Source organism: Prevotella dentalis DSM 3688 (assembly GCF_000242335.1).
GTDB classification, from domain to species: Bacteria; Bacteroidota; Bacteroidia; order Bacteroidales; family Bacteroidaceae; genus Prevotella; species Prevotella seregens.
This window is the reverse complement of the sequence record NC_019968.1, coordinates 1,078,071-1,096,963: the sequence shown is the minus strand read 5'-3', so window position 1 is coordinate 1,096,963 and position 18,893 is coordinate 1,078,071. Positions and strand designations below refer to the sequence as shown.

Here is an 18,893-nt window from a genome sequence, read left to right as displayed (position 1 = left end):
ACAGGTCGGCAATCTCACAAACAGACATCCAAATGGTAGTCGTAGGAATGTGTATATTCCCATTCTCGCTGATGGTTATGATTTCTCTTTTCATGGTAATTCAATATTCATTGTTCTTTCTTCTTTCGATTAACCTATCCATATCCTCCGCAATCTTCTTCTCGGAAATCTTCGCATAGGTTTGCGTACTGGTGATAGAGGCGTGCCCCATCATCTTGGCAATGCTCTCCGTGCAAATCCCCTCGGAAATCAGAAATGAGCCGAAGCTATGTCGGGCTTGGTGGTAGGAGAGGTTCTCCTTCCGCCCGATGATAACACCGAGCTCGTGTATTTCGAACCACATAGAGTCTCTGCTCGGCAACGGAAAGACCGGCTGTGTGTCATCGGTCGTATTGTACAAATCAAGTATTTGCTCCGCTATCGGATGCAAAGGAATGAATGACTCTATCTTTGTTTTCTTTCTATTGATTCGGATGTACCGTCTCCCTTCTGCCGTTCGCCCGATATGGTGCGGATACAGCAGCTGGGTATCGACATAGGCAAGTCCTGTAAAACAGGAGAAGATAAAAGCCCGGCGAGCCAATTCCTTCAATGGGTCATTGGCGGGAAGTTTCAGTTCCAACAGTTGTTTCAGTTCAGTCCTGCTGATATGCATTCGCTTGGAGGACGGTTTCTTCTCATACTCCAACTCCTCCAAAGGATTGGCACGGATAATCTCATGGTCTACGGCAAGGTAAACCAATCGGTTCAGCCAGCAGAGGCAATGGTTGGTCTGCGATGCCCCGAAGTTCTTGTACCGCTTCAGGTAGACCTTGTATTCCCGTCCGAACTCCTCGGTGATGTCTGAAAAGGCAATGTCTGTCTTGCCTTTCGAGTCCAAGAACTCACGGATATAACTCTGGTAATACCGAGAACTCCTGTAGGTCGAAGTGGAGTCGATTTCCTTGGAGCGGACGGCAAGGCGTTCCCGTTCCCTTTCTCCCATTTTGAGCAGATGGGTAGGAATGACCGCATGACCTGCAATTTTGTTTTTCAATAGTTCGGCACTGACCACCCCCTGCTCTTTGAGCATTTCATCATAGAGCTGCTCCGCATGCTTGCGAAACTCTTTCAGGCGATTGTTCGTCCGCACCTCTACGGTCTCCGCCTTTTTGGCATTCCACTGTTTGGGATTGCAGGAGATGCCGGTGGTTATCGTCGTGCTTTTCCCGTCAATGGAGATTCGGCAGAGTACGGAAGTTGTACCATCCACACGTACCTTGTTGCGATTGATATAGAGTAGTAAAGAAAATGTACTACGCATAAATTCGTTTATTATCTATGGGGTGTTATAATACAAGTTTCAAATCCTTTGTCGCTTCGATGTATTTGTCCATATCCTCGAAAAGCTTCTTGGGCGTAACCTTCGCATACACCTGAGTAGTTTGCAGATTGGAATGCCCCAGCATCTTGCAGATGGTCTCGATAGGAACGCCGGCTTCCAAGGTAATCAGCGATGCAAACGAGTGCCTGCCAGCATGGTAGGTCAGGTCTTCCTTGATGTCGGCAAGGACAGCCAGACATTTCATGAGGCGGCGCATATTGGGATAGTGCAACATCGGGAAGAGAGTCTGACGGTCGTCATCCCTGTATTTCTCTATCAAGGCAAGGGCTTCGGGCAGCAGCTTGACACAGGCACGAAGCTCGTTTTTCTTGCGGCGGTATTTAAGCCACAGCCCGCCATTGTCATCCGTGAACAGATTGTCACGTGTAACGGAAACGGCATCGGCGTAGGCTGTTCCCGTATAGCAGGCAAAGAGAAAGAGATCTCTTGCCAAGATATGGGAGGCGCGATGTTCGGGGATTACCAAGTCACGGATTTTCTCGAAGGATTCTCGGCTTAGGGCTTTCGGCGTTTTTTCCTTTGGTTGGGGAAGACTGAAGTGGGCGAAGAAGCATCTGTCGGCATGTCCCTCCTTATAGGCTTTTCGGCATACTTTCTTGACGATAGCCAGATAGTGCCGGCAGGTATCTATGGCAAGTCCTTTCTCGTCCAAGATGAAACTCTGGTAATCGTGGATAAACTGCTCCGTCATCTGACCGAAAGCAACGTCTTTGGTGCGAAACTCCTTTTCGATGAACTCTGCCAAGGTTCTCCGGGTATAGATATAGGCAGGGTAGGTTCCTTTTGCCCGGTCTATCCCGATACGCTTCCTCAGTTCCTCACAGACGATGTCCGTCATTCCCAACAGGGGCATCTGTGTTTCGAGGCTTCCCTGAAACAGGTTCTTGACAGCTTCCGCATCGAAATCCGCGTTTCTTCCCACAAGCGTGTCGAATGCCGTGTGGATGGAGAGCATCAGCTTGTCCAGCTTCGCATTAGTCTCCACGGCTTCATGGCTCTTGCCTTTCAGACGGCTTTCACGAGGATTCCATAAATCGGGCGTACAGGAGATTTTGCAACTGAACTGCACCATCGAACGATTGACGGTGATACGTCCCATGATGGGGGCTTTGCCCGACTTGTCCAATCGGCTCTTTTTGAGGTAGAGCAACACCTTGAATTTCTCTATTTTCATATGCTTTAATTTTATGGGCAAAATTACCCGTTGTTAAAGCGTTCTTTGATAAGCAGAACATTGCGGAACAGTGAGATAGAAACCTCTCCATAGAAATCTCTCCTTTTTTTTCGTTACCTCTCTTCATTGGGGAAACCAACGGATAACGGTTTGGTAACCGAAAGGATTCAATATTCCATGCCGGATTGCTTTTCTGCCACACTCGTAAAATATAGAAAATCGACTAATTCACAACCTGTTACCGGTTTATTCTCTATGTTCTTCCAATTCCTCAAATGGATGATATTTTCCATTGTGGGCGACATTCATTTGCTACCAACCTGTTAAGCAATGGGGCAAACATAAAAGTTGTAAGCGAGTTATTAGGGCACAGCAGCCTAAAGTTTACCCAGAAGTATGTAAGGGCGTTGGACGACCAGAAGAAAGCGGCAATCAATAGTTTGCCACAAATTGATATTACAAACATTTAAAAGATAAGATTATGAAATATTACATGAATTTCAATGATGATGTAGTGGTTAGAGTTGATGACGACGGCAAAAGGTATGTAAAGAACACAGGAATATCAAAATATGATGAAGAGAAAATAATATGAATGTAAATGATTTTTCAGACTTTATAGATAGTATTATGAGCGGCTCAATATCAAAGAGTGGTATAGTTGCCTATGCTAAAGAATATTTTACTAATTGTGGCGAGTTGGATAGTTTACTACTCAAAATGACAGCCCGCACCCTTTCAGACCCAGAGATAATTTTTACAGGTGATAGGGGTAATGATGGTTTAGAGGAGATAAAAGATAATAACAGAATTTCAATAGTACAGCAGAAGCAACAAGATAGAGTATTTGAAGCAATGGGGATAGTTGAGGCTTGCAAAGATAAGATAGAACAACCACAACAGGAGCAAGCCTTAACAGGTAAGACGACTTTCAAAGATAAAATAATAGCAGAAAATAAAGATGAAGTATTAAACAAGCTCCATTCAATGATTGATGGCAAGCGGGGGAAAAATGTTGCTTTGGTAATATTTGCAAGTGTGGAAATAGGTTTAATTCTGAAACCAACATACAAAGAAGTAAAAAATGAGTTTGGGAATATAGGTGCTGAAAGCGGTTATAACAACTATTTGAATAAAAGTAAATTTTCTGATAGTGAAATAAATGGGATAAAAAAAAGACTTTTAGAATAGAAATAATAGCCTTTTTAATGGTGTTTAATGGTGTTTGGTGGTGCTCCACTGGACACCATTTCTTTTATTTGTAATTGCTTACATTTCTTATTTTCTTTGCAACAGCTAACAAAAAGTTGGTTGGGGCGGTGCACAGCCTCTAAAGTTAAATTATAATTCATAGCAATATGGAGACAATGACACAAGAGGCAGCTAATAGAATAGCTTACAGGGTAGCGATTAACACAAAGCCTATCCTTACATTTGATGAGGCTTGTTTGTATATGGGGATGAGCAAATCAGCCCTTTACAAGGTAACTTCAAGCAAAGAAATACCATTTTCCAAGCCAAACGGCAAGATGATTTATTTCAAGCGTACCGATGTGGACGGGTGGTTGCTTAGCAACATGAGTGCCACCGCTACAGAGTTGGCAGATAAGGCAATGGCATACACCCAGAAGAAAGGAGGCAAGCAATGAACACTCCCAACATACGTTATTATGCCAAGTTGGTAAATACTACCCAGAAAGGCAAGAAAACCCCAAAATACACGATTGTAGAGCAAGCAGGGTATTACCCACCAATGGAACAATTAAGGGGCAGGGATGGGCTTGTTTCAATGAACTTGATGCCACAAAGCAGAGAGGATAAGAGCAGCACACCCCCAATGAGGTTGCAAGCCAAAAACAGCCTCAACTTTACAGGCTTGAAAGACTTTTGGATTGAGGGCAAATTGAGTGGCTTTGCCTATGGCTATCCGATGGATAAACCGACCTACAGCAAGGATGAAAAGCCAAACCCTTTCTATGAGTATAAGGGGGATGGCTACTTGTTTAGGGTTTATCAAGATGAGAAAGAACCAACAAACCTAACTCCCACCTGTATTGAATTGGTGGTGTTGGAGGGGGCAAAGGTGCTTATTAGTGCCTATTGCAAGCAACTAAAGATGGGTGGCTTTGATGAGGCTTTGGAGGCATTAAGACAGCAAGCCCAGAAAGGATGATGCCTTATAATAATATGTAGTTTGTGGGCAAAAATTGGTAACAATTAACACCGATGTACGATAAAGTAAAACTCTGGATTGATAGTGCTATGGTTGGGGAGCAATACCCCACTATAGCCAACTATCTGGAAGAGGCTAACACCCAGATAAACCACCAGACAGGGGAGGTTAAAACCTTTGGCAGTCTGGAGGGATTGAAAGTGTCTATCTTTGTCGGTGGTTTGTCGGTGGTGGGGAGTTTGCCCAAATACCTGTATGGGAGTAATGTTTACCCTCTGGATAGGCACACAACAGCCCAAGCAATAGCAAAGTTAAGTGATGCTTTGCACCTACGTGCAGATGAGGCAAGTGTTACAGGGATTGAGTTTGGCACAAACTTTTTGATGATGCACCAAGTGCCAGATTACCTTGCAAAGTTGGGCAATATGCCCAGATTGAGCCGATACCACTTTGAACCCTCAACCCTGTATTATAAGGGAACAGGCAGGCAGCAACCTAAAGTGTTTGCTTTCTATGATAAGATGGCAGATGCCAGAGCTAAAGGGATGGAGTGCCCAGAGGGTATGAAAGAGGCAAACCTGTTGAGATATGAAATGAGGTTAAACGGCAGACTATCCCACCAATTAGGAGTGCCAGAGGTGCAAGCCTCAACCCTGTATGATAATGACTTTTACAGAATGATGGTAAAACGTTATCAAGATAGTTACTTTTCAATATCCAAACAGAACCAGATAAAAACCAATGTTATGAGTGAAATAAAGACTGTTTCAGATGCTTTTAATGTGTTTGTGGCACGATTGATTAACCAGACAGGCCAAACACAGATAGTGGGATTTTTGGATGAGCTGAAAGAGGCAGGTGTGTTTGACGATAGAAAGAATTACACCAGACTAAAGAACAAGATACAAGATGTTGCCACAAAAGCCAACATTACCATTTCCGATGAACTTATTAGGGAGTTGGATGATGAGATAAGAAATTGTGGTGCTTATGTGTGATGTGTCTTTATAATAACCTGTATGAGTTACCAAAAATTGGTAACACTAAACTAAAGTAGTTTGTTTTAGTATGGCAAGACAGAAAAACGATGGAAAAGGCAGAATTGGAGGGAGGCAAAAAGGCACTCCCAACAAAGTAACGGCAAGTGTAAAAGATTGGGTTGCCCAAGTGATAGACAAAAACAGGAGGCAGATGGAGAGGGATATAAAAGCCCTTGAACCCAAAGACCGCTTGCAGATGCTTGAAAAATTGATGCAATATGTTGTACCCAAGCAACAGGCGGCAAGTGCCAATGTGGACTTTAATAAGTTGTCCGATGAGCAACTTGATTTAATAGTAGATGAACTTACAAAAATATAAACAATGAGAGTGAATATTGACAAAGAAAAGAAAATCATTTTACTAAAATGGTTGAAGCAAGGTTATATTGAGACCATGGATATACCAGAATGCTATGAGGGTGGAAACGCTTTTGAAGAGTTAATGAAGTCTTTACCATTAGAAGATGATGAAGAAGAATGAAGATTATTTTAAGCAGAGAGGATAAAATAGGATTGTTGAAAGCTATCAAACAAGGAGTTTGGGAAACAAGGTGTACATCCCGCTTATAGGCTAAAATAAAAGACTTGCCAAATCTTGATGATAGAATACCAATACTAACAGATGATGACATACAGAAAGTTATTAGACTGAATGATGAGTTAAAAAAGCGTAAAGGTATTTGAATAACAAATATATACAAAAATCATTTAACTAAATATTTGGTATAACTTCATATTTGCTTACTATCTTTGCACTATAATTCAAATGTAAATGTTATGGTACAAATTAAAGTAAGTGAAGATTTGGTAGACACATTAAAGTGGAAGTCAGAAAACATTGAAAGTGAAAAGGATTATCTTTTAGATGCTATGTGTGAAACAATCAATCACATTTCCAGCACGAGAGACGGCAGGCATGACACATTAACAATGATGGAACTTTGGCCATTGTGTCAGTTGGCCGATTACAAACGATTGTTAGACGAGTTGGAAATGGGCTTTGAAATCGTAGAAGCCAAATAACATTTCATAGTAATATGTACATAGACGCAGAGGGACATAAGTATAAAAGTTATGAGGGATATGTCAATTCCCCAGACCTTGATTTAGACTTGATATACTCCAAGCTGTGGAGTGGAGAAAGAACCCCGCAGAACGAGTGAGAAAAAGAAATCAAGAAAGAGCTTGATGAAATGAAGTCAAGAGGTGAGAAATTAGAACTTAATTTTGGACAAAGAAAAAATAGACATATTTAATTAAAAACTAAGATTATGGACAAAGAAAAAATCGTGGAAGAGTTTGGTTATCTTATTGCAGAAGCAAGAGCCGTGTTTAAGAAAGAACCATTAACCGAGGATGATATTATAGATGCTTACAATATGTGTGAGGAGCAATTAGACTTGTTGTATAGACTTATATATGGCATAAGTAAAGAGGAATCAGAAAAACAAGGTGATGAGGCGATAAAGCGGTTACAAGACCAAAACAATTAGTAATAGCAATATTCAATTCAATGATTGACTAATAAAGAGAAGTGTTTGCCAGATGGTAGGCACTTCTTTTTGTCTGTAAGCCTCAACAGCAGCCACAAGAGACTTTATTATTTCTTTTGCCTGAACTATCCACAGCAGGAAAGAAAACCCGCCAGATGGCAAATAAATGTTTTGCTATTGTCTGTAAGATGGAGTTACCAATTTAGTAACCCGTCTTTTTATATCTGGATAGATGAGGCTTCCAAGTGGCAAAAGTGAGGTACGTGTTGTAATTTGCACCCTATTTGCACCCCGTTAAAATAAAAACGACTGATAATCAAATGATTACCAGCTATTCTTTGTAGCGGGGGTGGGACCCGAACCCACGACCTCCGGATTATGAATCCGACGCTCTAACCAGCTGAGCTATCCCGCCATATCGTAAACTTGCCTATTGGAAAGCGGTTGCAAAGGTAAGCATATTATTTGGAACCACCAAACTTTTAGGCTTTTTTGTTTTGCCAAGAATGGAAGGCGGATTCCACAAGAAAGCGCAAGGCTGTGCTGTCCTGCCCCACATCATGGCAGCAGGCTTTGCCAATCCATTCCTTTCCCACGTTCCGTCGATCTCCCCTGACGCCCAAATTTTGGATGGAACCAAGGGAGCGCACTGCCTTTCTCACGCGCGAACAATAATATATTAACTGGGAACACAAGAAGTAAATAGTTGGAAGTTGCACGAAAGGCTCCGTTCACTCTTTTTAACCTTGCCCGCTGTTACAAACCCGGCGGCCGGGTTCGTTTGTTGAGACGAAATGCGTAACTTTGTGCAGATTCAGACCTATCGTCCATCCCGCATCCAGCCATGACAGACTTTGCAGCCATAGATTTTGAGACGGCCAACTTCGAGCGCAGCAGCGTGTGCTCGGTGGGCGTCGTGATTGTGCGCCACGGCGAAGTGGCCGACTCGTTCTACTCGCTCATCCAGCCCGAGCCCAACTATTACACCTGGCGATGCACACAGGTGCACGGCCTGACGCAACGCGACACCGACGACGCTCCCGTGTTCAGCGAAGTGTGGGCCCAAATCCGGCCGCTCATCGCCAATCTGCCCCTCGTGGCCCACAACAGTCCCTTCGACGAGGGCTGTCTGCGGGCTGTTTTCCGCACCTACCAGATGGACTATCCCGACTATTCTTTCCACGACACGCTGCGGGCCGCCCGCCGTGCCCTGCCCCATTTGCCCAACCACCAGCTCCATACCGTGGCGGCGGCCTGTGGCTACCGGCTGGATCGCCACCACCACGCCCTGGCCGACGCTGAAGCCTGCGCCGCCATTGCCCTAAGACTGCTCTGAGACGGCGGGGGCTCCGGCCCTGCGGGCGTTTCTTTTCAGCAAGCTTATTTCGGGCGGCGACTGTTCCCTTATTTCCTCAACACGGGCACGCCGTCCTCAAACGTGACGGGTATCCACAGATGGCGGCTCTCGGAGAGGTGCTCCGGATTCCATATATCGGCCATGAAAACATGGCCGGCGCCCTTGAAGAGCTTGCGCTCCCTGCCTGTCGTCAGCTCGAAGATATAGGTTCCCTGCGCCCCGAAAGTCTTGTCGGCCCCCTCGCCACGGCATGGGTTGGGCAACTGTTTCCACGGGCCGAAGATGTTTTTTGCACAGAACATCCGCGCCGCGTTCGGCGCCCACCCGGTGCATCCGCTTGTTATCATCCAGTAGACGCCGTCTTTCTTGAAGACGGTCGGGGCCTCGTTCTGCCCCCCGGCAGCCACGCGCACGAAAGATCCGTTGTGCGACATGTAGTCGTCGGCCAGCTGGGCTATCTGCAAGGTGAGGTTGTCCTCGGAGGAATAGACATGGTAAGCCTTGCCGTCGTCGTCGACAAAGATGGTCATGTCGCGTGCCATCTGGCCGCCTTCGAGGTCGCGCACGAAGAACATGCCACGCTCTATCTGCGTGCGCCACTCGGGCGTCCACCACGCTTTCAGCTCGGGAAAGAGGAGCTGGTGACGCAGGTCGGTGGTGTCGGGCAGGGAGAAGCCGATGGGCCAGCCGCCGGGATTGACTCTGCCCGAGCGCACAAACCGGAACGGCCCCGCCGGCGTGTCGCTTGTGGCGATGCCATAGCGCGCCGCGTCGTAGCCCTGCCCCTTGAGTTCCAGATGGAACCACATGACGTATTTGCGGGTTCGGGCATTGTAGACCACTTTCGGACGCTCCATGATGCACCCGCCCTCGATGTCGCTTCCGGCCTCCCGGCTCACCGGCAGCACAAGGCCGCGGCTGGTCCAGTGCAGCAAATCCTTTGACGTATAGAGGCCCACGCCCAAGGAAGAATAGGGCTTGCCGTCGTGCGAGCGGGCCTCGCCATACCAGTAGTAGGTGCCGCCCAGGGCGAGGATGTTGCCGCCATGGACGTTGACATGCTTGCCGTCGCTGGCTTTCCACTCCCCGCCCTGCATGGGCGGTTGGGCAAACGACGGCATCACTGCCAGAAGCAGCAAAAGGAAAAGAGCGTGCGTTTTGTTCATGCTGATGGTTTTAAACATGCCCAAAATTACGGCTTTAATTTTGTTCCGGCAAGCAAAGCCGCTGAAATTCTTCTGCCCTCCGGCCGCCTCCCGCCGAAAGACTCGCCGCCACCCCCAAAGACTTCCGCCGCCGGGGCTGCCAAGATGCGAACTGTCTCTAAAAAGGCGGGAAAAGTTTGGTGGTGTCGCGGAAATGTGATACCTTTGCACCTGCAATTCGCGGGCGGACCCATCACCGCATGGCCGACCGCTGCGAATTGCCCCGCGGGGTGTAGCGCAGTCCGGTAGCGCTCCTGGTTTGGGACCAGGTGGTCGCAGGTTCGAATCCTGTCGCCCCGACCAACGGCAAAGGCAAGTGTCTGAAAACAAGACGCTTGCCTTTGCCGTTTATCCTCGTCCACCCACTGCCGGCCTCGCTGCAACGCCGCAAACGCATCGCCGCTGCGGTGCAATCGCCGTGCGTCCACGCCGTAAACGCGTTGCGAAAAACCCGTCGTCGCCACGCGAAAAACCCGTCATCAAAACGCAACAAAGCCGCCGTCGCCACGCCTCCACCGCCCGGCTGCAGGGCCGCCGGCGGGTCACGCGCCCACCCCACCGCCGTCACGGGTGCGGTACGGCGGTTCTTAACAAACCTTTTATTACGAACAATAAAAGTTAAATAGCGTTCCATATCGAAAAGATTAGAAATAGAACTCTTGCAGCAAACGGGCCGGCGGCCTATCTTTGCCCGTGTAAACCCATACACCGGAGCCATGAAACAGAAAGAGAAGACCCTGACCAAAGCCGAGTTCGACCTGATGTCCATCCTGTGGGACATCAATCATTCGGCATGCGTGCACGACATTCTTCAGCGGTGCCCGGAGCCCCGTCCGGCCTACACCACGCTGGCCACCTACATGAAAATACTGGTAGAGAAAGGCTTTGTGGACTATTATAAGGTGAAAGGACAGGGCAAGACGCAGCTGTACGTCCCCTTGGTGACGCGCGCCGAATACACCCGCCGCGCAATGAACGGCATCAAGAAAGACCTCTTCGGCAACAGTCTGAAGTCGATGTTCAGCTTCTTTGTCAGGGAGGAGAACCTCTCGCCCGACGAGCTCCGGGAACTCATGGCAACCCTTTACAGCGAAACCCCGGCTTATGAATGACCTGCTCTCCTACTCGCTCCGCTCGGCCGCCGTGCTGGCCCTGCTGCTCATTCCCTACCTGTTGCTGCTCAGGCACGAGCGGCTCTTCAGGCTCAATCGTGCGGTGCTGCTGGGCATTCTGCTGCTGGCACTGTCGGTTCCGCTGTGCCATGTGCCCATGCCCGCCATGAAATGGCACACCACCCACCTGGACATACAGCCGCCCGCGGCCCCTGCTCCCGCCCCGACCGAGGGGTCGGAACCCACGGTGCAGCCAACATCTCAGCCCGATCCCGACATGGCCGCCCCCGCAGCTGCAGGGCTGCCGTGGACCGTCGTCCTGGGTTGGGCCTGTCTGGCCGGCATGGCGGCCACGGGCACCGTGCACCTGATGCAGGTGGCCCGCATGCGGGGAGCCATCCGCAGCGGATGCCTGTGGACTCTGCGGGAGAACGGCTGCACCGTCTACTGCCATGCCGAAGACGTGGCACCGTTCAGCTGGATGCGGAGCATCGTCATCGGCGAGGCCGACTACCGCATGCACGGCCGCCCCATCATCCTGCACGAACAGGGGCACATTCTGCACTGCCACTCGCTCGACGTGCTGCTGCTGGCCGCCGTGGAGACCCTGCAATGGTGGAACCCGCTGGTCTATGTGCTGGGCAACTGTCTGCGCGACGTGCACGAATACCAGGCCGACGACCATGCCCTGCGCCGGGGCGTCGGCCTCCGAGAATATCAAATGCTGCTGGTCCGCAAGGTCGCGGGGTCCGGAACCTGCGCCCTTGCCAACAGTTTCAATCACAGTTTAATCCAAAAAAGAATTTCCATGATGATGAAATCCAATCCCCGCAAGCGGGCCCGCGCCAAGGCGCTGTACCTCGTCCCGCTCGTTGCGCTGGCGCTCAGCGCCTTCGCAACACCCGAAACCGCAGGGCAAACTTCCGGAAGCGCGGCCCTCGCCACCGCTCCGGCCGACTCCGTGCCCATGGTCACCTTCAAGCCCCGGGAGCGGATGGGCCGCAAGGTGGCAGACGCCTACGTGGTGCATTTCCCGCTCAACACCTGGATAGAAAACGTGGGGCAAGGCTCGTATCTGTCAGACTGCGCCACACACATGGCCTTCGAGGCCACACAAACCAGTCTGCAACTCGACGGCGCAACGTTCGGCAGATCGAGCCTGCCCCGCCTCCCGGCGGCGGCCGTAAGGAAAGTCGAGATTCGCCGCAACGCCCGCAAGAACCACATGTGGGTGAACATCATCACCCGGGAAGTCAAGGTTCCCGCCAGCGTGCGGCCCACCACACTGCCCGTCGTCACCGTGATGCTGCCCGGCCGGAACGAGATTGGCTTCGCCCAAGGAACGGCAGCAGCCCAGAAAAGCAACTGGATGAACGTCAGCGCGACGGCGTGGGACACCGACCGTTTCGGCAACAAAGGCATACGCAAAGAACTGGAAACGCGCCGCGGCCACCCCGACTTCAAGGTCTATATCTACGCCAGCACCGAGGCCACGCAGCAGGAAATCGGCCGCATGGAGGGCATACTGAAAGCGCAGGGAATCAGCAATTACACCGTCGTCAGAGACCTCACGATTGTCCATCCCTCGGCCGACGAGTTCCGCCAATGGGCCCTGGCCGAGAAGCAGAAAGGCACCCGCTACGACCAACTGTACAACCTGATGGCCCAAAAACACGCCGGCTGCGACGACATCCGCAAGCACTGGCACGTGGTCAAGGCCGTCTACGGCAGGAAATAAGCGCCGCCCGGGAGGCTCCGCCCCGGCCTTCCGGCACGCTCCCGCCAAGCGGGCCGCGCCGCGGCCGCACTGTCCTGGCGGAGGAGCCGGCACCATTTTTCCGGGGCCCAATAGTGCGGTTTCCGCAAAATCATGCTATCTTTGCGGCAGCAATCCAACCTACCGTCATATTCAGAAACCTGCTCTTCCTTTTCATCGCACTGGCCGCCGCCGACCATGTGCGGGCTCCGCAGCGCATCCTCTGGCAGACGGAGAGCTACCCGCGCGACGCGTTCCGCAACTGGCAGCGCACCCGCGACTTCGCCTATATCATCGGCGACATCGTGTGGACAGGCCTCGACTATCTGGGCGAGTCGGGCATCGGGCGGTGGCATTACGCCGGCGAGAGCTCGGGCGAACACTATCAACGCGACCAGTTCCCCTACCACGGGGCCTACTGCGGCGATGTGGACCTCACGGGATGGCGCAAGCCCATCTCGCACTATCGCGACATGTTGTGGAATCGCGACACCGCGCCCACGCTCTACATGGCCGTGAAAGAGCCCAACGGCTACGGCAGAAAGGGCGACATCAAGGAGACGCAGTGGTCCGTATGGCCCACCTGGGAGAGCTGGAACTGGCCGGGCTGGGAGGGCCGCACCATCGACGTGGAGGTTTGCAGCAAGGCTCCGGCCATGCGGCTCTACCTCAATGGGCGGCTCGTGGGCGAGAAGCCCACCACGCTTGCCACGGAGTTCAAGGCCGTGTTCCCCGTGGCCTATGCCGCCGGGCAGCTGCGCGCCGTGGCCGTGGATACCGCCGGACGCGAGACCGACAGCGTGCTGCTCGCCACCGCCGGAGCCCCGGCCGCCGTGCGGCTCACGGCCGACCGCACGGCGATGCCGGCCTACGGGCAGTCGCTGGCCTATGTCACCGCGGAGGTAATCGATGCTGAAGGCCGCGTGGTGCCCAATGCCTCGCTTCCCCTCACGGTGCGCGTCGACGGCCCCGCACGCCTCCTGGCTGCCGGCAGCGCCGACCTCGAAGACCTCGAACCCCTCACTTCCAACCGCGCAACCACCTGGAAAGGGCGCGCCTCCATCGTCGTGCGCAGCCGTCAGAAACGGGGCTCCGCCACCATTTCCGTGGCTTCTTCCCTCGGCACCCACGCCATCACCCTCCCCGTGCGGTAGGTGCACGCGGGGGCGGGACGCAACTTTGCAACTCGGTTGCAAAACATTTGCCGTAACTTTGCCCACAGAAAACGATAACAAGGCAAAGTTATGAACCGCAAATTACTGAGAATTATTGCTACCGCCGTGCTGCTGCTGGCCGCATGGCTCGTTACTCACGACAGCGGCTTGCCCGTGTGGCAGCAGCTCGTTGTCTATCTGGTGCCCTACCTGCTCATCGGTTACGACGTGCTGGGCGAGGCGGCAGAGGGAGTCATGGAGGGCGACCCCTTCGACGAAGACTTCCTTATGGCCATCGCCACCATCGGGGCGTTGTTCATCGGTTTCTTGCCGGGGGCCGAGCCGCAATTCCCCGAAGCCGTGTTCGTGATGCTGTTTTTCCAGGTGGGCGAGCTGTTCGAGGACTATGCCGAAGACCGCAGCCGCGAGTCCATTGCCAAGCTGATGGACATCCGTCCCGACACGGCCCACGTGGAACGGGGTGGCCAACTGGAGACGGTGGCCCCGGAGACGGTACAGCCGGGCGACGTCATCGTGGTGAAGCCGGGCGAGAAAGTACCCCTCGACGGCACCGTCGTCGAGGGCTCCACAAGCCTCGACACTGTGGCTCTGACGGGCGAGAGCCTGCCCCGCGACGCGGCCAAGGGCACCGAGGTGGCCTCGGGTTGCGTGAGCCTCACGGGGGTCATCAAGCTGCGGGTGACCCACTCTTTCGGCGAGTCCACGGCCTCGCGCATTCTCCAGTTGGTGGAGGAAGCCGGTGAAAACAAGTCGCACAGCGAGACCTTCATCCGTCGCTTTGCCCGCGTCTACACGCCTGTGGTAGTGTTCCTGGCCTTGGCCATCGCCCTCATCCCACCTTTCTTCTACACCGGCTACGCCGCCGCCCTGCCCTCTTGGCTCTACCGGGCACTGACATTTCTGGTGGTGAGCTGTCCGTGTGCACTGGTCATCAGCGTGCCGCTCACGTTCTTTGCCGGCATCGGTGCCGCCTCGACCAAGGGTATTCTTATCAAGGGCGGCAACTTCATGGAGGCCCTGTCGCGCATGGGCATCGTGGTGTTCGACAAGACCGGAACGCTCACCCGCGGCGTGTTTGCCGTGGAGGCCGTGCACCCCGACATGCCCGACGAGCGCGAACTGCTGCATCTGGCGGCCCATGTGGAGCACCTCTCCAACCACCCCATCGCCGCCGCCCTGCGCGCTGCCTACCCTCTCGAACATGACAACTGCCGCACGGAGCAGGTGGAAGAACTGCCCGGCCTGGGCATTCGAGCCGTGATAGACGGGCGGACGGTGTGTGTGGGCAACGAGAAAATGATGGCTGCCGTGGGAGCCGCCGTGGTGCCTTGCGACAAGTGCAAGGCTCATACGGGCACCGTGGTCCATGTGGCGGTGGAGGGTGTCTATGCCGGACACGTAGTCATTGCCGACCAGCTGAAGTCCGACGCCGCCGATGCCGTCGCCACGCTGAAGCGTCTGGGCGTGAGCAAGACGGTGATGCTCACCGGCGACCGCGAGGAAGTGGGGCGCACGGTGGCCCAGCAACTGGGCCTCGATGCCTACTACGCCGGACTGCTGCCGGCCGACAAGGTGACCCATGTGGAGCGGTTGCTCAAGGAGAATGCCGCCGGACGGAGCCTGGCTTTCGTGGGCGACGGCATCAACGATGCCCCTGTGCTGGCCCGCGCCGACGTGGGCGTGGCCATGGGTGCGCTGGGCAGCGACGCGGCCATCGAGGCTGCCGACGTGGTGCTCATGGACGACAAGCCCTCCAAACTGGGCCTCGCCATCCGCATTTCGCGCCGCACCATCCGCATCGCCCGGCAGAATGCTGTCTTCGCCATCGCCGTCAAGGTGGGCATCCTGCTCGCCGTTGCCTCTGGTTTCATGGGTTCGTGGGCCATGCCTGTGGCCGTGTTCGGCGACGTGGGAGTGATGGTTCTCGCCGTGCTCAACGCCATGCGCGCCATGCGCATCGGCGGGAAATAAAAATGCTCCCATGCAGATTTGCCATTGTTTCCACGTTGGCAGCTCTGCATGGGAGCTCTTCTTACAGCCTGTCGAGAGCCTGGCGGATGTCGTCGAGCAGGTCGTCGGCATCTTCAATGCCCACCGAAAGGCGGATGAGGTCGGGGGCTATGCCGGCCGCGCGCAGCTGCTCGTCGGAGAGCTGGCGGTGGGTGTGGCTGGCCGGATGGAGCACGCAAGAGCGGCTGTCGGCCACATGCGTGGCGATGTTGATGAGTTCGAGCGAGTCCATCCACCGGATGGCCGTCTCGCGGGTGCCTTTCAGTCCGAAAGCGATGACGCCGCACGAGCCACCGGGCAAATACTTCCGGGCCAGGTCATGACACGGGTCGTCGTCGAGTCCGCAGTAGCGCACCCAGGCCACGCGAGGGTCTCCGTGCAGGAACTCGGCTATGCGCTGGGCGTTGGCGCAGTGCTGGCGCATGCGCAGGTGCAAGGTCTCCAGCCCCAGATTGAGCAGGAAAGCGTTTTGCGGCGACGGGATGCTGCCCAAGTCGCGCATGAGTTGAGCCACGAGTTTGGTGGTGTAGCCCAGCTTGCCGAAGGCCGTGGTGTAGACGAGACCATGGTAGGAATCGTCGGGCGTGGTGAGGCCCGGGAAGCGGTCGGCATGGGCTGCCCAGTCGAAGTTGCCGCTGTCCACGACCACACCGCCCACCTGCGTGGCATGGCCGTCCATGTACTTTGTGGTGGAGTGAGTCACGATGTCGCAGCCCCATTCAAACGGACGGCAGTTGACGGGCGTGGCAAAAGTGTTGTCGACGATGAGGGGCACGCCATGGCGATGGGCGATGCGCGCAAACTTTTCAATGTCGAGCACGCGGCAGCCGGGGTTGGAAATGGTCTCGCCGAAGAGGGCCTTGGTGTTGGGACGAAAGGCTTTTCCGATCTCCTCCTCGGGCAGTTCGGGGTTCACAAACGTACAGTCGATGCCCATTTTCTTCATCGTCACGCCGAAGAGATTGAACGTGCCGCCGTAGATTTCGTTGGAGGCCACGATGTGGTCGCCGGCCGAACAGATGTTGAGCACGGCGTAGAAGTTGGCCGCCTGCCCCGACGAAGTGAGCATGGCACCCACGCCACCCTCGAGCGCGGCTATCTTGGCGGCCACGGCATCAAGCGTCGGATTTTGCAGCCGGGTATAGAAATATCCCTCCTTTTTCAGGTCGAAGAGCATGGCCATCTCCTCGGAATTGTCATACTTGAACGTGGTGCTCTGCACGATGGGCGGCTCCACGGGCTCGCCGTTCTTGGGTTTCCACCCGCCCCGCACGCAGAGCGTGGAGGGTTTCAGCTTCTTTGTCATGGTTGTTTTTGTCGTTTATGTTGGATGTTGTCTTCTGTTCTACAGGGCAAAGGTAGCGTTTCTTTTCCGATTCATCAAGGTTTTACGCGTGATTTTACTTACCTTTGCACACATCAATTGATGCCCAACGCACGGCAAAACATACACACAACGCTTAACACAGAAGCAGCAATGAGAGCAAATATACACAAGGGCGGGCACCGCCGCGTGGTCATTGTGGGCGGCGGCATCGCCGGCCTGCAGCTGGCCCGGATCCTGTGCCGCACCCCTTTCCAGGTGGTGCTGGTCGACAAGAACAACTACAACCAGTTTCCGCCACTCATCTATCAGGTGGCCTCGGCCGGCTTGGAGCCGAGCAGCATCTCGTTTCCTTTCCGCCGTCTGTTCCAAGGCCGCACCAACTTCTACTTCCGCATGGGCGAGGTGCAGGCCGTGAACCCGGAGGAGCAGTCGCTGCAAACCTCCTTCGGCACGCTGTACTACGACTTCCTGGTGCTGGCCGCCGGAGCCACGACCAACTTCTTCGGCAATGCCGACATCGAGCGCAACGCCCTGCCCATGAAGACCGTTGCCGAGGCCATGCGCCTGCGCAACACCATCCTGCAGAACCTGGAGCGCGCCGAGACCGAGGACAACGAGGAGGCCCGGCAGCGGCTGATGAACGTGGTCATCGTGGGCGGCGGGCCCTCGGGCGTGGAGATTGCCGGTGCGCTGGCCGAGATGAAGCGCACCATCGTGCCGCGCGACTACCCCGACCTGGACGCCAGCCGCATGCACATCTGCCTGCTCGACTCGGGCGACCGTCTGCTCAAGGGCATGGATGCCGGCCTCTCGGCCCGCGCCGAACGCGACCTGACGGAACTGGGCATCAAGGTGATGAAGGGCTGCCGCGTGGTCGACTGCAACGACTGCGGCGTAGTGTTGCAGGGCGGCGACACGCTGGAGGCCGGACTGACGGTGTGGGTGAGCGGCGTCAGGGCCAGTGCCATCGGCGGCCTGCCCACCGCAAGTATCGGCCATGCCGGGCGCATCCTCACCGACCGCTACTGCCGCGTGAAAGGCGTGCCCAACGTCTACGCCGTCGGCGACCAGAGCCTTGTCGAGGGCGACGAGGCCTACCCGCTGGGCCATCCGCAGCTGGCCCAGGTGGCCATGCAGCAGGCAGCCACCGTGGCCCACAACCTCTCGCGCCGCCTCGAGGGCAGAGCCGAGCAGCCGTTCAGCTACCGCAATCTGGGCGCCATGGCCACCATCGGCCGCAAGAAGGCCGTGGCCGAGATTGGGCGTTTCCGTTTCGGCGGGTTCCCGGCCTGGCTGTTGTGGCTGGTAGTGCACCTGCGTTCCATCCTTGGCGTGCGCAACAAGACGGTGGTGTTCCTCAACTGGGTGTGGAACTACCTGAACTACAAGCAGAGTCTGCGCCTCATCCTGCGTGCCCAGCCCTCGTCCCGTCCACAGGCCGCCCCCTCCGCCGACGCGCAATGACCGGCAGGGCACATGGAAAACAGGGATGGTTTGCCACGAATGCCACAGATGAAATGCAGATGGTTTTACCATCAACATCTGCACAACAACAGATAAACACATTGCCGGCACCGCCTGTTCCTCTCACAGATTCCACCGATTTCACAGATGCTGCGCGGTGATGGGCATCTCGGCACAGCCCCATAACCTCCCATCATGTCCTGTACCATCCTATAAAATTCAC

The 18,893-nt window shown here is 54.0% G+C and carries 19 protein-coding genes and 2 tRNA genes; 16 read left to right on the top strand and 5 right to left on the bottom strand.

Translation table 11 applies throughout. The features are described 5' to 3' along the window. Positions 1-100 precede the first annotated feature (100 nt). Together PREDE_RS11615 and PREDE_RS11610 are read right to left on the bottom strand one after the other, a co-directional pair. Positions 101-1,303: a site-specific integrase gene (locus tag PREDE_RS11615; protein WP_005847503.1), complete on the bottom strand. Its 1,203-nt coding sequence runs from the start codon at positions 1,301-1,303 to the stop codon at positions 101-103. A gap of 25 nt (positions 1,304-1,328) precedes the next feature. Further along, entirely contained in the window at positions 1,329-2,558 is a 1,230-nt protein-coding gene (locus PREDE_RS11610; protein ID WP_015310515.1) for a site-specific integrase, read from the bottom strand. Positions 2,559-2,833: 275 nt separating this feature from the next. Between PREDE_RS11610 and PREDE_RS11605 the strand changes: the two genes are divergently transcribed. From PREDE_RS11605 to PREDE_RS11570, 9 genes are all read left to right on the top strand, one after another. Continuing rightward, on the top strand, positions 2,834-3,028 hold the full coding sequence (locus tag PREDE_RS11605; RefSeq protein ID WP_005847505.1) for a tyrosine-type recombinase/integrase: 195 nt from the start codon (positions 2,834-2,836) through the stop codon (positions 3,026-3,028). A gap of 121 nt (positions 3,029-3,149) precedes the next feature. Further along, a complete protein-coding gene (locus PREDE_RS11600; RefSeq protein ID WP_005847506.1) occupies positions 3,150-3,749 on the top strand; it encodes a hypothetical protein in 600 nt (199 codons plus the stop codon). A 167-nt stretch (positions 3,750-3,916) separates the two neighbouring features. Further along, complete coding sequence (locus PREDE_RS11595; protein ID WP_005847509.1) at positions 3,917-4,207, top strand: helix-turn-helix domain-containing protein; 291 nt, start codon at positions 3,917-3,919, stop codon at positions 4,205-4,207. After that, positions 4,204-4,731: a hypothetical protein gene (locus tag PREDE_RS11590; RefSeq protein WP_005847511.1), complete on the top strand. Its 528-nt coding sequence runs from the start codon at positions 4,204-4,206 to the stop codon at positions 4,729-4,731. Before PREDE_RS11595 ends, PREDE_RS11590 begins: the two co-directional genes overlap by 4 nt. Positions 4,732-4,784: 53 nt before the next feature. Next, positions 4,785-5,729 carry a phage/plasmid replication domain-containing protein gene (locus tag PREDE_RS11585; protein WP_005847514.1) on the top strand — a complete coding sequence of 315 codons (945 nt, stop codon included), beginning with the start codon at positions 4,785-4,787 and terminating at the stop codon, positions 5,727-5,729. Positions 5,730-5,799: 70 nt separating this feature from the next. After that, positions 5,800-6,090, top strand: coding sequence for a hypothetical protein (locus PREDE_RS11580; protein ID WP_005847516.1), 291 nt, complete (start codon positions 5,800-5,802; stop codon positions 6,088-6,090). 3 nt (positions 6,091-6,093) lie between these two features. Then, positions 6,094-6,252 (top strand): hypothetical protein, encoded by a 159-nt coding sequence (locus PREDE_RS14105; protein ID WP_005847519.1) that lies wholly within the window; start codon positions 6,094-6,096, stop codon positions 6,250-6,252. Between the two features lie 296 nt (positions 6,253-6,548). Next, positions 6,549-6,794, top strand: coding sequence for a hypothetical protein (locus PREDE_RS11575; RefSeq protein ID WP_005847520.1), 246 nt, complete (start codon positions 6,549-6,551; stop codon positions 6,792-6,794). Between the two features lie 248 nt (positions 6,795-7,042). Further along, a complete protein-coding gene (locus tag PREDE_RS11570) occupies positions 7,043-7,264 on the top strand; it encodes a hypothetical protein (RefSeq protein WP_005847525.1) in 222 nt (73 codons plus the stop codon). A gap of 341 nt (positions 7,265-7,605) precedes the next feature. Here PREDE_RS11570 and PREDE_RS11565 read toward each other — a convergent pair. Further along, positions 7,606-7,679 (bottom strand) — tRNA-Met (locus PREDE_RS11565). A 429-nt stretch (positions 7,680-8,108) separates the two neighbouring features. Between PREDE_RS11565 and PREDE_RS11560 the strand changes: the two genes are divergently transcribed. Continuing rightward, positions 8,109-8,600, top strand: a complete 492-nt coding sequence (locus PREDE_RS11560) for a 3'-5' exonuclease (RefSeq protein WP_005847529.1) — start codon at positions 8,109-8,111, stop codon at positions 8,598-8,600. Positions 8,601-8,668: 68 nt separating this feature from the next. Here PREDE_RS11560 and PREDE_RS11555 read toward each other — a convergent pair whose 3' ends face one another. Further along, complete coding sequence (locus PREDE_RS11555; RefSeq protein WP_168109911.1) at positions 8,669-9,787, bottom strand: glycoside hydrolase family 43 protein; 1,119 nt, start codon at positions 9,785-9,787, stop codon at positions 8,669-8,671. Between the two features lie 265 nt (positions 9,788-10,052). On the opposite strand from PREDE_RS11555, the gene PREDE_RS11550 reads away from it, so the two are divergent. The 5 genes from PREDE_RS11550 to PREDE_RS11530 all read left to right on the top strand — a co-directional run bounded on the left by PREDE_RS11550 (position 10,053) and on the right by PREDE_RS11530 (position 15,840). After that, positions 10,053-10,129: transfer RNA gene (locus PREDE_RS11550), tRNA-Pro, on the top strand. Between the two features lie 413 nt (positions 10,130-10,542). Next, a complete protein-coding gene (locus PREDE_RS11545) occupies positions 10,543-10,938 on the top strand; it encodes a BlaI/MecI/CopY family transcriptional regulator (protein WP_235777536.1) in 396 nt (131 codons plus the stop codon). Then, positions 10,931-12,676: a M56 family metallopeptidase gene (locus tag PREDE_RS11540; RefSeq protein WP_005847534.1), complete on the top strand. Its 1,746-nt coding sequence runs from the start codon at positions 10,931-10,933 to the stop codon at positions 12,674-12,676. The genes PREDE_RS11545 and PREDE_RS11540 overlap by 8 nt, the downstream gene beginning before the upstream one ends. A 113-nt stretch (positions 12,677-12,789) precedes the next feature. Continuing rightward, entirely contained in the window at positions 12,790-13,848 is a 1,059-nt protein-coding gene (locus PREDE_RS11535; RefSeq protein ID WP_005847538.1) for a DUF4982 domain-containing protein, read from the top strand. A gap of 90 nt (positions 13,849-13,938) precedes the next feature. After that, entirely contained in the window at positions 13,939-15,840 is a 1,902-nt protein-coding gene (locus PREDE_RS11530) for a heavy metal translocating P-type ATPase (RefSeq protein ID WP_005847540.1), read from the top strand. 61 nt (positions 15,841-15,901) lie between these two features. On the opposite strand, the gene PREDE_RS11525 is transcribed toward PREDE_RS11530, so the two are convergent. Then, positions 15,902-17,185, bottom strand: coding sequence for an O-acetylhomoserine aminocarboxypropyltransferase/cysteine synthase family protein (locus PREDE_RS11525; RefSeq protein ID WP_005847542.1), 1,284 nt, complete (start codon positions 17,183-17,185; stop codon positions 15,902-15,904). A gap of 171 nt (positions 17,186-17,356) precedes the next feature. Here PREDE_RS11525 and PREDE_RS11520 point away from each other — a divergent pair, with 171 nt between their 5' ends. Continuing rightward, the gene (locus PREDE_RS11520) at positions 17,357-18,670 is read left to right on the top strand and encodes an NAD(P)/FAD-dependent oxidoreductase (RefSeq protein ID WP_005847546.1); all 1,314 of its coding nucleotides are present in this window, start codon (positions 17,357-17,359) and stop codon (positions 18,668-18,670) included. The last annotated feature ends 223 nt before the right edge of the window (positions 18,671-18,893 follow it).

What these genes read in the sequence shown, in the direction of transcription:
- PREDE_RS11545 (WP_235777536.1), top strand. Translation starts at nt 10,543, where the DNA reads ATGAAACAGAAAGAGAAGACCCTGACCAAAGCCGAGTTCGACCTGATG.
- PREDE_RS11610 (WP_015310515.1), bottom strand. Translation starts at nt 2,558, where the DNA reads ATGAAAATAGAGAAATTCAAGGTGTTGCTCTACCTCAAAAAGAGCCGA.
- PREDE_RS11595 (WP_005847509.1), top strand. Translation starts at nt 3,917, where the DNA reads ATGGAGACAATGACACAAGAGGCAGCTAATAGAATAGCTTACAGGGTA.
- PREDE_RS11590 (WP_005847511.1), top strand. Translation starts at nt 4,204, where the DNA reads ATGAACACTCCCAACATACGTTATTATGCCAAGTTGGTAAATACTACC.
- PREDE_RS11525 (WP_005847542.1), bottom strand. Translation starts at nt 17,185, where the DNA reads ATGACAAAGAAGCTGAAACCCTCCACGCTCTGCGTGCGGGGCGGGTGG.
- PREDE_RS11570 (WP_005847525.1), top strand. Translation starts at nt 7,043, where the DNA reads ATGGACAAAGAAAAAATCGTGGAAGAGTTTGGTTATCTTATTGCAGAA.
- PREDE_RS11585 (WP_005847514.1), top strand. Translation starts at nt 4,785, where the DNA reads ATGTACGATAAAGTAAAACTCTGGATTGATAGTGCTATGGTTGGGGAG.
- PREDE_RS11575 (WP_005847520.1), top strand. Translation starts at nt 6,549, where the DNA reads ATGGTACAAATTAAAGTAAGTGAAGATTTGGTAGACACATTAAAGTGG.
- PREDE_RS11555 (WP_168109911.1), bottom strand. Translation starts at nt 9,787, where the DNA reads ATGAACAAAACGCACGCTCTTTTCCTTTTGCTGCTTCTGGCAGTGATG.
- PREDE_RS11580 (WP_005847516.1), top strand. Translation starts at nt 5,800, where the DNA reads ATGGCAAGACAGAAAAACGATGGAAAAGGCAGAATTGGAGGGAGGCAA.
- PREDE_RS11600 (WP_005847506.1), top strand. Translation starts at nt 3,150, where the DNA reads ATGAATGTAAATGATTTTTCAGACTTTATAGATAGTATTATGAGCGGC.
- PREDE_RS11530 (WP_005847540.1), top strand. Translation starts at nt 13,939, where the DNA reads ATGAACCGCAAATTACTGAGAATTATTGCTACCGCCGTGCTGCTGCTG.
- PREDE_RS11520 (WP_005847546.1), top strand. Translation starts at nt 17,357, where the DNA reads ATGAGAGCAAATATACACAAGGGCGGGCACCGCCGCGTGGTCATTGTG.
- PREDE_RS11605 (WP_005847505.1), top strand. Translation starts at nt 2,834, where the DNA reads ATGGATGATATTTTCCATTGTGGGCGACATTCATTTGCTACCAACCTG.
- PREDE_RS11560 (WP_005847529.1), top strand. Translation starts at nt 8,109, where the DNA reads ATGACAGACTTTGCAGCCATAGATTTTGAGACGGCCAACTTCGAGCGC.
- PREDE_RS11615 (WP_005847503.1), bottom strand. Translation starts at nt 1,303, where the DNA reads ATGCGTAGTACATTTTCTTTACTACTCTATATCAATCGCAACAAGGTA.
- PREDE_RS14105 (WP_005847519.1), top strand. Translation starts at nt 6,094, where the DNA reads ATGAGAGTGAATATTGACAAAGAAAAGAAAATCATTTTACTAAAATGG.
- PREDE_RS11540 (WP_005847534.1), top strand. Translation starts at nt 10,931, where the DNA reads ATGAATGACCTGCTCTCCTACTCGCTCCGCTCGGCCGCCGTGCTGGCC.